This is a genomic window from Acinetobacter sp. ANC 4169 (assembly GCF_002135355.1).
In the GTDB taxonomy this organism is placed as follows: Bacteria; Pseudomonadota; Gammaproteobacteria; order Pseudomonadales; family Moraxellaceae; genus Acinetobacter.
In genome coordinates, this window is sequence record NZ_NEGE01000003.1 from 122659 (window position 1) to 137592 (window position 14934).

Consider the following 14934-nt stretch of genomic DNA (forward strand, 5'->3'; position numbering starts at 1 on the left):
TAAACCCAACTATTTTAAGCAGCTCTTTTTAGTTCTATTTTTAATTACAGACAAGCTTTCACTGACATACAAAGTAATTAAAATAATAGGTTTACGTATATTACATCGCTATATATACCAACTGGGGTACGTATAGAAGGCTGTTCTTCCAATCGTACCGCAATGACATATTTACTATCTTTTGAATTTTTAGATTGGGACAGAGGAACATTCCATTGATTTCTTACCGGACCCGAAATACTCATTCTAGTTTTTAAGCGATAAGCACCATTGGATATATAACTTGAACCATCCGAACTACGCAAATTTTGACTGCTAAATTTGATTGCATAAGATTGGTCGCAAAAAACTCTAAAAGAAGTTGCAGCAAAACTATGATAATAATCTGCCAAATGCATTACGGGTTCAGATATAGCATTTAAATAACATTGTCCCGCATTCACTAAGGCACTATTTGCATACAATAAAGTCACTATTATAATTTTTTTCATTGTAATACCCTCTCTAGCGACAAATTACATCCATAACGGACTGATCTACCGCTTTTTGGTTTTGATTTGACACTTCAAAAGCACCCTGACATGTCTGACCGCCCTTGGTTTTAGCTAATAACCTATATTTATTCGGTTTTAATCCATATAAATACACTCTACCCTGGGCGTCTACAGGGAAGTACTGACTGTCTTCCTCATTGATATAAACTTCGCTTGCACGAGGCATAAGTTGATTGCTTTTATCTAATAAACGCAAAACTACTTGTTGGGTGTGATATACAGGAAAATTTAGAATATAACCTCGTTGATTTAAGCCAATCATTTTTTGACTCGAATAATCAAAAGCATCTTCAATCGCTAACTGATTTTGATCGAATGAAATATCGTAAGGAATATAAGGAATAATATTATGTACAAACAAATAACCATTTTTATTGGTGCTGCCTACAGGCGACAATGACCTTGTAACATCAATCTCTGGAGAATCCTCAACTTTAACCAAAGCAAATGCATTATCAACAGATTTTGTTAATGCCACTTTCCCACCTAGCCAAACAATCGCCCCACGATAAATCACCTGATTGTTTTCATACTCATCAGATTGATCCAATTGAACACGTAAATCGCCTATACTTGATTTCAATAAACCAGAAGCTTGATAAGCTAAATTTCCACGACGCTGATTTGCACCCAAAACATAATCAAATCCAGTTTGCGCTGGTGATGCTTTAACAAATTGCACCCTTGTTTCATTATCAGTTGAGTGTGAAAAATAAGCATTCTTATTATTCCCTAGACTATAATTTAAAGATAAATATCCACCAGAATCTTGTTCACCTTCAAATTCTTTAAAAAATGAAACACTTAATGAAAGATTTGGGTGTAGCATTCTAGAAATACCAATATTTAATATACGACTATCTGAAATATTAAAATTATTACCCTCATAATAACTTCGCTCCAAATAATTTAAATTAAAATTATTTATTATTGGCAAATCATACATACTGAAATAAAAAATATAATCATATTTTGGAATAAGCACTTCATTATCATAACCCAAAGTTTTATAATTATCAGTAGAATACTGCCCACTAAAACCTAAATAAATATTATTTATATTTCTACTAATTGAACCACCAACTGAATAACCAGACCCATTATTACTATCACTTCCTGCAATAAATGTATCTAATAATGCATATTTACTAATTGCTTGAGTCCATAATAAACCTAAATTTTTTACTTCTTCACTATATGCAGCATTTAAGCCCAATGTCGTTAAGTTACCTACACCTCGTCTAAAATAAACATTAGAAAAAAACTCCCTATAATCATTATTTTGAAGATCATAATTATATCTAATTTTACCTAACGAAATATTATATTCATTTAACTTGGGTTTAAGAAGTTTGTTATTTATATATACAGGAAAACTTTGAACAGTTTTATTTCCCAAAATATCTTCAACAATGACCTGAGCATCTCCAGATTGTTGAATCAATGCTCCAGGTTGTAAAGTATAACTCCCGGGAGTAATTCTCTGTTGAGAAATACTTACACCATTAATATACAAATCAACTGTTGAGGGTAAAACAGCACTTCCTTTTAAAGTCGGCATATTCCAATAAATATAATCAGGCCGAGCTGTAAAATTTGTTCCAAAACTTACCCCTCCATAACGTACTGAATTAACAAAAGGGTTGGATATAGTGGTAGTATCACCAATTGTTAAACTTAAAAACTTATCGGGAAAATCTAAATCAAAAGCTGATCTTAGACGAACTACGTTTTCTTCCTTTACTTCTTCTAGTGCAAGAGTTGGTTCTTCTTCATTCTCATCTAAACCTCGCACAAGTATGGAATTTTGAAACAGCCAATAATCTTTAAAAATCCCTAATTCTGCTAATGAATTAAAATCTTCATCCTGTGAAGTCTGCCCATAAAACAGATCATAATTTAGAAACGCACCAAAAGCCGCCCTGTCAGGCATAATTAATTGTTCTTGGTCTATTTTTTTGACCTGAAAGTATTCAGCGGGTACCGTTATTTTCACAGACTGTACATGTGGATCTATTTCAGCAAGAACTGGATTCATTGAAATTAAACAAAAATCTTGTTTGATTGGATGTTTAGGAAAAAACTCACCCCTCAATTCCAAGGTATTTAAAGCTTGGCACTCTATGTATATTTTTTTATCTTCTTCAAATATAAGTGTTTCTAAATTTTTATCTATACCATTTAACCAGACACTACTAAAAACAACATTGTTCTCCTCCGCATTTACCTGTTGAACAGGCAGGACTATATTTAAAAATATGCATGGCAAAAACAATATAATTTTTTGCATAATCCATCACCCTGACAAATTAAATTCCATCGGCAATTCACTTCTATCTGTTTCAATGATTAATTTATATTTATGAAAATCCCCCAATTTAATCTCACCAAAATTAAAATTTTGTTGCTGATTATTAAGTAAATATTTCATGTCCGTCGTGACTGCAATTTCTTTTTTATTGTCGTCGAGAATGGTTATTTTTTTAATTTGGACATGCGTATTGGTATCATTTTTCACATTTAATGAAAGCTGTGATCCGTTGTATACTGGATTAAAATTTAGTTTAACCTTTTCTTGTATCCCAACGAAGAGGGGCATAGAAATATTAAATAGGAAATTGACCTTAGATTCTTTTACAGTTGGGGCAATTTCATTAAAAATGATTCGCCAAGTTTCTTCTTTTTTTTGGGGTTGCATTTGAGTAAAACCCACCCGAACAATCTGCTTACTATTGGGCTGTAATACAAAGTTTTTAGGATTGATCACCACAGAAGTATCAGGTTCCAAAACATCCTCCCCTTCTGCATTTTGCGTCCATTTCACGGCAGAAACTTCAAATATTTTAGATTGATCAGATTCTTTATAATCCAATGTAACGGTAGCACTACGCTGTTTTTTAATATCCGAAATATACAGCTGAATAGGCGTAATTTTTAGTCCTGCATAAATTGTCTGTGAACATGCCAATACTATAGAAATAGCGAACATCGAAAATAACTTATTCATTCTTCCCCTACCAATTAATTTTTTTATTTTGAAATCTTGATATTTTTATAGGGAAGTCAGGATCACTAAAAAGTAACCCTAACTTCTTTCATTATAATTAAAAATTAGAATGAAACAGCAATTCGTAATTCTTCAGTATAAGTACCTACTGGTTTAGACACCCCAACTTGCGGACTTACAACGGTAACATCATATGGAGTCCAACCACCTGGTGTAAATGGTTGAGATCCTGTTGTAGCATTCAAAGGAATAGTTGTTGTGCCATTACGTTTAGTGGTAATTGAAATAGGAATTGTATTACTGCCCATTTTAAGATTAGAACCATTTGCAGTTGTTAAACCAATTTTAAACAGTGCATTTGCCCCCACACGGAAACTACCTGTAGCAGTATCGCCCCCCACTTTATCTTGTAAAGTTAAGGTAGGAGTAAGTACTTGTAGTTCACAATGTGGTTCAACTTTAAGTTTAATATCAATTTTTCCACTACAATCTGTATCACAACCTGATGGAGGGGGTGGAGTTGGTATACCTCGTGCCAAATCATCTTCTGCATAAACGCCTGTTGCACAAACGCCAAGTACTAATGCCGCTAATGCAGCTTGTGTCATTTTATTCATGATTTTCTCCATTTCTTTTTTTAATAAAAGAATATGTATATGTAGTTATTTTAACGATTACGCTGTAACTCTTTTTATTATGAGTAAGATTACGTAACCGTTGACCTATCTTATTATCTTTAATTCAAATAAATGTAAAAGTGTTATTATTCACAATATATTTTTTCTGTTAGTTTTTTTATTTACTATTTAAGCTTAACACTATATTTAGAAAGGTTTACGACACAAAATAAAATGATACAATTTTAAAATATTTCTAATTATGTAGGAAAAAATTACAAATACACACACCAAATATTTAAGTTATTAATTTTACTATTTTTTTTAAAAAACATATTTTAACATAAAAATCAAATAAAGTTACTTAATTTACAAAAGTTTATAAATTAATGCTAATTATCTGGAAAATCTGTGATTATATCGTCATGTTTTCTTTCTTTTTCATCCATTATTACTTTTCCTTAAGCATAGAAACACCTACTCTAAACTCGTAGCAACAAATGAATTAATTTAGAAAATAATTGTTTAAATGAAAACCAGGCTTATATAAATAATTTTTATAAAAGAAGGGAAAGAAAGATTAATTTTTTATTTTTGTTTTTATTTAATTCCAAGCTTTTCACAACCGTAATCTATCGTACTTACTTTAATACAGTATGTAATATTTAATGATCATGACATGATACATTCTTTACTTTTTCAGGCACAATAATTCATGTGAATATTTATAATAATATATAAGATAAAAATTAATTAAATTAAAATTCCATCTATTAACAATGAGATATTAGACATAATAAATTTATACGCTTTTTAAGCTTAGCTATTTAAATTAGATGATTATAAAATAGCTATAATACAATCCGGTTTTTAGATAACCACTACCATTATGATAAAAAATTATTTTTTATAGTATCCTATCAGTTGTCTTCAACTCGATTCAATAAGCCATTTTTTACCTGATAAACCTGACCGTTCCCAAAATCAATTTGCTGTTTTTCCCCATGAATTGCTGGAAATCCGGTAATATTTTCCAATTGTGGTGAACGCTGAAATTGATGGGTTTTAGGATTATACATCCAGTAAATAAAACGTTTATCTTCAACTTTGCGCTCATTCGAAGTATCTGACAGAATGATGTCGTAGTAGCCATCAAAATTAATATCCATATAGCCAATACTCTTAGGATAAGCGGTAAAACCCGTCAGGCTCTGCACCACTTGATTGGTAGTTTTATTCAATACCTGCACTTGTTTTAAAGCCTTTCCATAAGGTTGTTGGGCATTTTCCACACCATAAAATTTAAATATAAACAGCGGCCTTTCTATTTCTACTACTGTTGTAAATGCAGGTCCAAATTGAATTGGAATATTTTCATTATTATTTGCTGCACTGAAAACTGCTGGCATATCTCCAGTATTTGCATTTAAGTTTCCATTTAACTGATACTGTTCAGATGTTGCTACGTCACCATTTACACTTACCGACTTAAGATTAAGCTGATCACCTTTTTGCAAACCCTTAAAGGCAATCGTTTTTTGATCAGTCAAATCATGAAGTGTGCCGTGTGGATTCCAGATCCCTGCATATAAATCAAGAAAATAGCGTCCATCATCTGAACGTAGCATTCGTTGCATAGAAACACGAACATTTGTGAAAGGTTTCAGATGCTCAGTAGCTGATGCAGGAACTGTTTCTGCAAAACTCAAGCAGGAAAGAGAAAAAGCTGTAAAACATAGCAGGATTTGAGTTTTCATTGCTCAGCCACATTCAACAATAGAAAAATTATGTCTACTCTATCACACTTAAAATCACCTCTAATCTATCTCTATACCTGATGTTTTGTTGCGAATTGGTAAGAGACCAATCCTCTTTAAAAACTAAAAATATCTTAATAAATAAAAAAACCCACTCAAAAGAGTGGGTTTTTCAAATCAAATCAATTGATTCGAGAAATTAGTTCTTTTCTTTATCTACGATTTTGTTTGCTTGGATCCAAGGTATGCACGAGTTCAAAGCACAACTTTATATAAAAAAAGCCCCTGTTATAAAACAAGGGCTTTTTGACTTAGAAATTAGAACTTAGTTCTTTTCTTTATCTACGATTTTGTTCGCTTGAATCCAAGGCATCATTGCACGTAACTTGTTACCTGTTACTTCGATACCGTGAGCCGCATTTTGACGACGACGTGCAGTCATAGATGGGTAGTTCAACGCACCTTCTTGGATGAACATCTTCGCGTATTCACCAGACTGGATACGTTTAAGCGCATTACGCATCGCTTCACGAGACTGTTCATTGATTACTTCAGTACCCGTTACGTATTCGCCATATTCAGCATTGTTAGATACTGAATAGTTCATGTCTGCGATACCGCCTTCAAACATCAAGTCAACGATCAATTTAAGTTCGTGTAGACATTCGAAATACGCCATTTCTGGAGCATAACCCGCTTCAACCAAAGTCTCGAAGCCCATTTTAACCAATTCAACTGCACCACCACAAAGAACTGCTTGCTCACCAAAAAGGTCAGTTTCAGTTTCTTCACGGAATGAAGTTTCGATAATACCTGTACGGCCGCCGCCTACGCCTGAAGCATAAGAAAGCGCAACGTTGCGGGCATTGCCAGAAGCATCTTGGTGAATTGCGATTAGATCAGGAACACCTGAACCGCGTTGGTATTCAGAACGTACTGTATGACCTGGTGCTTTAGGAGCAACCATGATTACGTCTAAGTCCGCACGTGGCACAACTTGGTTGTAAAGAATTGAGAAACCGTGAGCAAATGCTAAAGTCGCACCTTGCTTGATGTTCGGCTCAATTACGTCACGGTAAAGCTGTGACTGGAATTCGTCTGGAGTCAAGATCATTACTACGTCAGCTTGCGCTACAGCAGCAGGAACTTCAGCAACTTTAAGACCTGAATTCTCAGCTTTTTTCCAAGAAGTAGAGTTAGCACGTAAGCCTACAGTTACGTCAACGCCAGAGTCTTTAAGGTTAAGCGCATGTGCGTGACCTTGTGAACCGTAACCGATGATCGCTACTTTTTTGCCTTGGATGATAGATAAGTCACAGTCTTTATCATAAAAAATTTGCATTGCTGTCTCCGCTTAAATGCTTATGTTTCCTTTTATCCAAGTCAATGATGTTATTGGTATTCACTGACCTAGATACCCATCTGTACGATGAGTAGAATGTGTTAAAAAATTAGATTGTTAAAACTTTTTCGCCACGTGCGATACCTGATACACCAGAACGTACCACTTCAAGAATGGTATTTTCTGCAAGCGCATCGATGAAACCATCCAGTTTTTCAGTGGTTCCAGCAATCTGAATCGTGTATGTGGTTGGTGTGACATCCACAATTTGCGCGCGGAAAATGTCTGCAGTGCGTTTAATTTCAGCACGTGCCGATCCAAGTGATTTCACTTTAATCAGCATCAATTCTCGCTCAATATGCGCACCTTCAGACAAATCAACCACTTTAACCACTTCAACCAGTTTGTTGAGCTGTTTGGTGATTTGTTCAATTTTATGATCATCACCATAAGTGGTCAGGGTCAAACGCGACATGGTTGGATCTTCGGTTGGCGCAACGTTCAAAGTTTCAATATTGTAATTACGTTGAGAAAATAAACCCACCAAACGAGAAAGCGCGCCCGCTTCGTTTTCTACGAGAACAGAGATGATATGTCTCATTGAGTGCGCTCCCCTTTTCCTAACCACATATCTTGCATAGACTGACCTGCAACCAGCATTGGATACACATGCTCGCTACGGTCAACCATTACGTTAATAAATACGCATTTATCATTGATTGCCATGGCTTCTTCAAGCTTCGATTCAAGCTCATCAGCATGGTCAATTTGAATGCCCACGTGACCATATGCTTCCATTAATTTTGGAAAATCTGGCAATGAATCTACATAAGAGCTTGAATGACGACCTTCGTAGTTCATATCCTGCCATTGTTTCACCATACCTAAGGCACGGTTATTGAGGCAGAGAATTTTCACATTTAAGCCATATTGCTTACATGTTGATAATTCCTGGATACACATCTGAATTGACGCTTCACCAGTAATACACACTACTTGCTGGTCCGGGAATGCGAGTTTCGCTGCCATTGCATATGGCAAGCCTACACCCATGGTTCCCAAGCCACCTGAGTTGATCCATTGACGTGGACGTGTGTATTTGTAATACAACGCACCAAACATCTGGTGTTGACCTACGTCCGAAGTAATAATTGCTTGGCTATTGGTCACTTTATCCAAAGCTGCTACTACTTGCTGTGGCTTCATTGTGCCATCAGTCGGTGCCACAACTTTTAAGCCGTGTGCTGCACGCCACTCATCAATTTGCTTCCACCATGCTGCAATATCTTCAGGATTTGGTTTAGAAACATTCATTTGTTTCAACTGAACCAGCATCTCTTGAAGTACCGGCTCTACCGCACCCACAATTGGAATGTGTGCCATGATGGTTTTAGAAATGGTTGCCGGGTCAATATCAATATGAATGACTTTGGCATTTGGACAGAATTTTGCCGGATTATTGGTTACGCGGTCATCAAAACGCGCACCTACACAAAGAATCAAGTCTGCATTATGCATGGTCATGTTGGCTTCATAAGTACCATGCATACCCAACATACCAACAAATTGCGGGTCATTACCCGGGAATGCACCCAAGCCCATCAAAGTATTGGTTACTGGATAGCCCAATAAATGAGCCAGTTCAGTCAATAATGCTGAAGCATTACCCTGTACTACACCACCGCCAGAATAAATCACTGGACGTTTTGCACTGATCAATTCATCAATCGCTTTACGAATCTGACCTGAGTGACCACGGTGTGGCGGCTGATACGAACGCATCTTCACTTTTTCAGGGTATTCGTAGGCAAATTTTTCTGCAGGATTAGTCGCATCTTTAGGAATATCGATCACCACAGGACCTGGACGGCCTGAAGCTGCAATATAAAATGCTTTTTTAATAATCGCAGGAATTTCGCTGGCATGACGCACTTGGAAACTGTGTTTTACGATTGGACGAGAAATACCGACCATATCGGTTTCTTGGAACGCATCCTCACCGATAAGATGGCTTGCAACCTGACCAGACAAAATCACCATTGGGATTGAGTCCATATAAGCCGTTGCAATTGGAGTTACGGTATTTGTCGCACCGGGACCTGATGTGACGAGTACCACACCAGTTTTACCTGTTACACGCGAATAAGCATCTGCCATATGACCGGCAGCTTGTTCATGACGTACGAGGTAATGATTGATTTTGTCTTGTTGAAAGAGCGCATCGTAAATATGTAGTACTGCGCCGCCTGGGTATCCAAATAAATGCTCAACGCCTTCGTCCGCCAATGCGCGAACGAGCATTTCACCACCAGATAAAAGTTCCAACGTGATTCACCCTAATCTTTTTTCACGCACAAATGGAGGGCATTTGTGGTGATTAATTCATTAACTGTCTGCTCTGTTATAGCACACAAATTTCATAGTTTTCATAGCAATAAGAAAAAAATCTGACCTGGTTGCTGTTTGAGCAATATGAGGTCTAAAACATGTTGGGATAAACATATTTTGTTGGCTTTGTTCAGCTTCTCGGCTAGAGAAGAAGTCCATTGCTAAAAGGCACTTATTCGAAGGGTGATCGATCTAAGGCATATAAAACTAAAGCAGCATTTTTGTGGTTTCGAGTATTAAAGTCAAGTTTAAAAATTAGCTTTTTATGCATTATTTTCGAATAATTCACTTTTTATTGGTTTGTTTTGTTTAAAACTGTTCGCAGAATAATCAATAAAATTTAAAATATTTATATATTTCAAACAAATAATAAAAAATTTCATGAAAAATAAGTATAAAAACTATAATAAAATGGAATGAATATTTATTTTATTGAAACATGTTTTTATTAATAAAAATCTATTTTCTAAGTTCTAATTATATTTTTTGATACATTTTTGTACTTAAACGAACGTGACAACAATCGATAAAAGAGAAACTTTTGCTGATTAAATCACTTCCTTTAATGGCAGCCGTCAATAAATACCATTCACTTGTCTGCATTTTGGGACAGTTTATCTTTTTTTTCTGCAAAACCATCAAGATCATATAAAATACTCAGGCACTCAGGAGTTCTATTTCTCTCACACTCTATCCAACTGATTATGACAATAAGGACTTGATTATTATGGCATCATCTTGCATTAAAATTGGATTTATAGCGACTGGCTTAATCTTAAGTTTCAGTTCAACCACAAGTTTTGCTAAAGAATATTACAAATGGGTGGATGCCAAAGGGTCTACCCATTACACCACCACACCACCACCAAAATCTGCAAAGAAGAAAGGTAAAGTGGATACTTATGGCGCGGCAGGTTCTGCTAGCCACGCGGCGCATGCAAATGCTGATAAAGAAGCGCAGAATGCAGTAGCGGAAAAAGAGGCGCAAAATCATGCAAATGCAGGACTAGCGGCGGCAAATGCGGCTGAAGCCCCGAGCACCCCTATGAAAAAATCGGCATCCGTTTCAGCTGCTCAGCGCGCCGAATAAAATAAGAAAGAAGTGGTGGCAGCTGCTTGCCATCACTCGCCATGCTCAATAAATGAATATTTTTTCTTTTTTATTCAATTATCTAGTATTGAGTCTAATATTATTAGCCTCAGCATATATTCATGCTCAAGATTTTTATAAATGGGTAGATGCAAAGGGTTCAACGCACTATACTACCACACCTCCGCCGAAAAATGCCAAGTGGCTTGGCTCAATATCAACCTATCAAAATAAAACTGAACAATCTAAAAAAGTACCAGAGTCCAAAGAACAAATACAAAATCATTATTCATTTCCCACAACAGCTAAGATTGAATTAACAACAGCAGAACGAGCTGCAATTGAAATTCAAGTGAAACAGCAGCTCCAAAAAAACCAACAAACCTTAAAACAAGATCCGTATGCCAATATGTTTGGCAGCTCAACAGAACAAGACATCCGCTCATCGATAGAATCAGCTTATTTACAAAAGAAGAAGAAACGCGCGAATTCAAAAGCATCACCTCATTAAATGAGATTCTCCAAAGTTTCATTTCTAATGAGCAGGAAGATAAAATCCTGATCTGGAAACTGACATTGCATCGCAATTTGCGCTATGCTGTGCAACAAACTTTTTAACCATTGTTCTTATATACGTTTATGACTACTCACATTGACCCTGAATATCAAGCCAGTGCGATTGAACCAACGGTCCAACAAGACTGGGAAACTCGCAAAGCCTTTAAAGTTGCCGACACTGTAGAAGGTCCACGTCGTTATATCCTATCGATGTTCCCTTACCCAAGTGGCAAACTGCATATGGGTCATGTGCGTAACTATACTATTGGTGACGTGATCAGCCGTTTCCACCGTTTAAAAGGTGAAACTGTGCTGCAACCTATGGGTTGGGATGCGTTCGGTCTTCCTGCTGAAAATGCTGCAATTGCACATAAAGTGGCACCGGCAAAATGGACCTTTGAAAATATCGATTACATGCGTAATCAGCTCAAAAAATTAGGTCTTTCAGTTGACTGGGATCGTGAATTTGCGACCTGTACCCCTGAGTATTATCACTGGGAACAATGGTTATTTGTTCAGCTTTATAAAAAAGGCCTGATCTACCGTAAACTTTCAACCGTAAACTGGGATCCAGTGGATCAAACCGTTTTAGCAAATGAACAGGTTGAAAATGGTCGCGGCTGGCGTTCAGGTGCATTGGTTGAAAAACGTGATATTCCAATGTACTACTTCCGCATTACCGACTATGCGCAAGAATTATTAGACGATTTAGATACCTTAAAAGACGGCTGGCCACAACAAGTCTTGACCATGCAACGCAACTGGATTGGTCGCTCGCAAGGGATGGAAATCACCTTCCCTTCAGCCCATCCAGAAATCTATGCCGATGATTTAACTGTATATACCACTCGTGGTGATACCTTGATGGGTGTGACTTATGTTGCTGTTGCAGCAGAACATCCTATGGCGCTTAAAGCTGCTGAAACAAATCCTGAATTAAAAGCATTCATTGAAGAATGCCGTATGGGTTCAGTTGCTGAAGCTGACCTTGCCACTGCCGAGAAAAAAGGTATGGCCACTGGTCTTTCAGTCAAACACCCTGTAACAGGTGAAGCTGTTCCGGTCTGGATTGCCAACTATGTATTGATGTCTTACGGTTCAGGTGCGGTGATGGCAGTGCCTTCACACGATGAACGTGATTTCGAATTTGCCAATAAATACGGTTTGACCATCAAGCAAGTAATTGATGCAAAAGGCGCAGACGATTCAGACTTTGATTCAACCCAATGGCAGGAATGGTACGGTTCTAAAGAAGGTAAACTGGTAAATTCAGGTGAATTTGATGGTTTAGACTTCCAGGGTGCTTTCGATGCATTTATCGCGAAATTAGAACCTCAAAAACTTGCCAATACCAAAGTTCAGTTCCGTTTACGTGACTGGGGTGTTTCTCGTCAGCGTTACTGGGGTTGTCCAATCCCAATGATCAACTGTGAAAAATGTGGTCAGGTTACTGTACCTGAAGAACAGCTTCCAGTGATTTTACCTACTGACGTAGTGCCAGATGGTTCCGGTAACCCGCTGAACAAAATGCCTGAATTCTACGAAACCACTTGCCCATGCTGTGGTGGCGATGCACGTCGTGAAACAGATACCTTGGACACCTTTGTAGAATCTTCTTGGTACTATGCACGTTATGCATCTCCAGATTTCACTGGCGGTATGGTGAAACCTGAAGCTGCTCAAACCTGGCTTCCAGTGAATCAATACATCGGTGGTGTAGAACACGCGATTCTGCACTTGTTATACGCGCGTTTCTTCCACAAATTAATGCGTGATGAAGGTGTGGTACAAGGTAATGAACCATTCACTAACCTTTTAACACAAGGTATGGTGCTGGCAGATACCTTCTACCGTGAAGCGGATTCAGGCAAGAAGACCTGGTTTAACCCTGCCGACATCGAACTTGAAAAAGACGAAAAAGGCCGCGTACTTTCTGCGAAATACACCGGTGACGGTCAAGAAGTTGTGGTGGGCGGTCAGGAAAAAATGTCGAAATCGAAGAACAACGGTATCGACCCGCAAGCGATTATTGACCAATATGGCGCAGATACTGCACGTGTATTCATGATGTTCGCAGCACCACCAGATCAATCGCTTGAATGGTCTGATGCAGGCGTTGAAGGTGCAAACCGCTTCTTGAAACGTGTATGGCGTTTAACTACAAGCTTCCTTGAAAAAGGCAACAATGCTTCAAACATCGACAAAGCTGCACTTTCTACAGCTGCGCAAGACTTACGTCGTAAAACGCATGAAACCATCCAGAAAGTGGGTGATGACATCGAACGTCGTCATGCATTTAACACAGCTATTGCTGCGTTGATGGAACTGCTGAATGCGAACAACAAGTTTGAAGCGAAAGATGACAACGATGTTGCTGTCGCACGTGAATCCATCACTACCCTGCTTACTTTGCTTGCTCCGTTTGCACCGCACTTGAGCCAAACCCTATTGGCTGAGTTTGGTATCGAATTAACAAATGCTTTATTCCCTGCTGTGGATGAATCTGCGTTAACGCGTAATACGCAAACGATTGTGGTACAAGTCAACGGTAAACTTCGTGGCAAATTAGAAGTCTCTGTAGATGCCTCTAAAGATGAGATCTTGGCGCAAGCCAAAGCATTACCTGAGGTTCAACAATTCCTGACTGGTCCAACCAAGAAAGAAATTGTGGTACCGAATAAATTAGTGAATTTGGTGGTTTAAATCCTTTAGTTCCCTCTCCTGAAGAATTGTTTAAGCACTGCTTTAAACAATTCTGCAAGTGAGGGTTAGGGAGAGGTAAAATGCAAAAGCAGCCTCATCCTCTTGCGGAATATATTCCTCATCCCTGAGTCATATATGGCGAAGAGAAGGTACTTGGAAATTTGAATCCCCCTAAATCCCCCTTTTCCAAAGGGGGACTTCTTCCTAAAAATAAAAAGTGAGATTCTCCTCCCTTTTTAAAGGGAGGTCGGGAGGGATTAAAAAACAATTCCCAAACAAAGCCCGTTGCCAGCCAACGGGCTTTGCACATACAATCACTAAATATTTCAATCTTCCTTTTTCTTTGAAGAACAATACAGAGGATAACGCATGCATTTGGGCAAACGTTTAGCAGCAATTGTTTTAACTTGTGGTCTAAGTGCAGGCTTAGTGGGTTGTGGCTTCCATCTAAAAGGTACCAATCCGGCCACTGCTCCGGTGGCTTATTCAAAAATGAAATTAGCCTTGCCGAATAATGCAGAGCAATTACATGAAAAACTTGCAATTTATTTAGGTGCCACAGGCATTCAGCTCAGCGACAGTTCTGATGCCTACGTGTTGCGGGTACTGGATTACACCCCACAGCGTCATGAGTTAAACGGTAAACTGGTCGAAACATTACTTCGCTTAACCGTGACTTTCCGTATTGAAGATGCACAAGGTAATCCGGTGACTGAACCGCGCACCATTACCGCTTCACGCAGCTATCAATATGATGTGGCCACTGTAAATACGGATGACCAGGAACAAAAATATCTTAATCAGGTGATTGTTGATGATGTGGCACAGCAAATTGTGCGTCAGATTTCATCCAACCGCCTACCGAAAGTGGTGACCAAACCTACCAACTCAACCACACAACCTTAAATATAGATAACA

The 14934-nt window shown here is 37.8% G+C and carries 12 protein-coding genes; 4 read left to right on the plus strand and 8 right to left on the minus strand.

Annotated elements, in window-relative coordinates; all coding sequences use genetic code 11:
- Positions 1-77: 77 nt before the first annotated feature.
- The 8 genes from B9T26_RS03255 to B9T26_RS03290 form a co-directional block, all read right to left on the minus strand.
- Complete coding sequence (locus tag B9T26_RS03255; RefSeq protein WP_086198382.1) at positions 78-491, minus strand: hypothetical protein; 414 nt, start codon at positions 489-491, stop codon at positions 78-80.
- Positions 492-504: 13 nt separating this feature from the next.
- Positions 505-2844 (minus strand): fimbria/pilus outer membrane usher protein, encoded by a 2340-nt coding sequence (locus tag B9T26_RS03260; protein ID WP_086198383.1) that lies wholly within the window; start codon positions 2842-2844, stop codon positions 505-507.
- A 6-nt stretch (positions 2845-2850) separates the two neighbouring features.
- Positions 2851-3561, minus strand: a complete 711-nt coding sequence (locus B9T26_RS03265; protein ID WP_086198384.1) for a molecular chaperone — start codon at positions 3559-3561, stop codon at positions 2851-2853.
- A 104-nt stretch (positions 3562-3665) separates the two neighbouring features.
- A complete protein-coding gene (locus tag B9T26_RS03270; RefSeq protein WP_086198385.1) occupies positions 3666-4178 on the minus strand; it encodes a hypothetical protein in 513 nt (170 codons plus the stop codon).
- Positions 4179-5098: 920 nt separating this feature from the next.
- Entirely contained in the window at positions 5099-5935 is an 837-nt protein-coding gene (locus B9T26_RS03275; protein WP_086198386.1) for an XAC2610-related protein, read from the minus strand.
- Between the two features lie 325 nt (positions 5936-6260).
- The gene (gene ilvC / locus B9T26_RS03280) at positions 6261-7277 is read right to left on the minus strand and encodes a ketol-acid reductoisomerase (protein ID WP_086173953.1); all 1017 of its coding nucleotides are present in this window, start codon (positions 7275-7277) and stop codon (positions 6261-6263) included.
- Positions 7278-7386: 109 nt separating this feature from the next.
- Entirely contained in the window at positions 7387-7878 is a 492-nt protein-coding gene (ilvN, locus tag B9T26_RS03285) for an acetolactate synthase small subunit (RefSeq protein ID WP_086173954.1), read from the minus strand.
- Entirely contained in the window at positions 7875-9602 is a 1728-nt protein-coding gene (locus tag B9T26_RS03290; RefSeq protein ID WP_086198387.1) for an acetolactate synthase 3 large subunit, read from the minus strand. The genes ilvN and B9T26_RS03290 overlap by 4 nt, the downstream gene beginning before the upstream one ends.
- Positions 9603-10392: 790 nt before the next feature.
- On the opposite strand from B9T26_RS03290, the gene B9T26_RS03295 reads away from it, so the two are divergent.
- The 4 genes from B9T26_RS03295 to lptE all read left to right on the plus strand — a co-directional run bounded on the left by B9T26_RS03295 (position 10393) and on the right by lptE (position 14922).
- Positions 10393-10755 carry a DUF4124 domain-containing protein gene (locus B9T26_RS03295; RefSeq protein WP_086198388.1) on the plus strand — a complete coding sequence of 121 codons (363 nt, stop codon included), beginning with the start codon at positions 10393-10395 and terminating at the stop codon, positions 10753-10755.
- Positions 10756-10807: 52 nt separating this feature from the next.
- The gene (locus B9T26_RS15965) at positions 10808-11266 is read left to right on the plus strand and encodes a DUF4124 domain-containing protein (protein WP_086198389.1); all 459 of its coding nucleotides are present in this window, start codon (positions 10808-10810) and stop codon (positions 11264-11266) included.
- 128 nt (positions 11267-11394) lie between these two features.
- Positions 11395-14016 carry a leucine--tRNA ligase gene (gene leuS, locus B9T26_RS03305; RefSeq protein ID WP_086198390.1) on the plus strand — a complete coding sequence of 874 codons (2622 nt, stop codon included), beginning with the start codon at positions 11395-11397 and terminating at the stop codon, positions 14014-14016.
- 369 nt (positions 14017-14385) lie between these two features.
- Positions 14386-14922, plus strand: a complete 537-nt coding sequence (gene lptE / locus B9T26_RS03310; RefSeq protein WP_086198391.1) for an LPS assembly lipoprotein LptE — start codon at positions 14386-14388, stop codon at positions 14920-14922.
- The last annotated feature ends 12 nt before the right edge of the window (positions 14923-14934 follow it).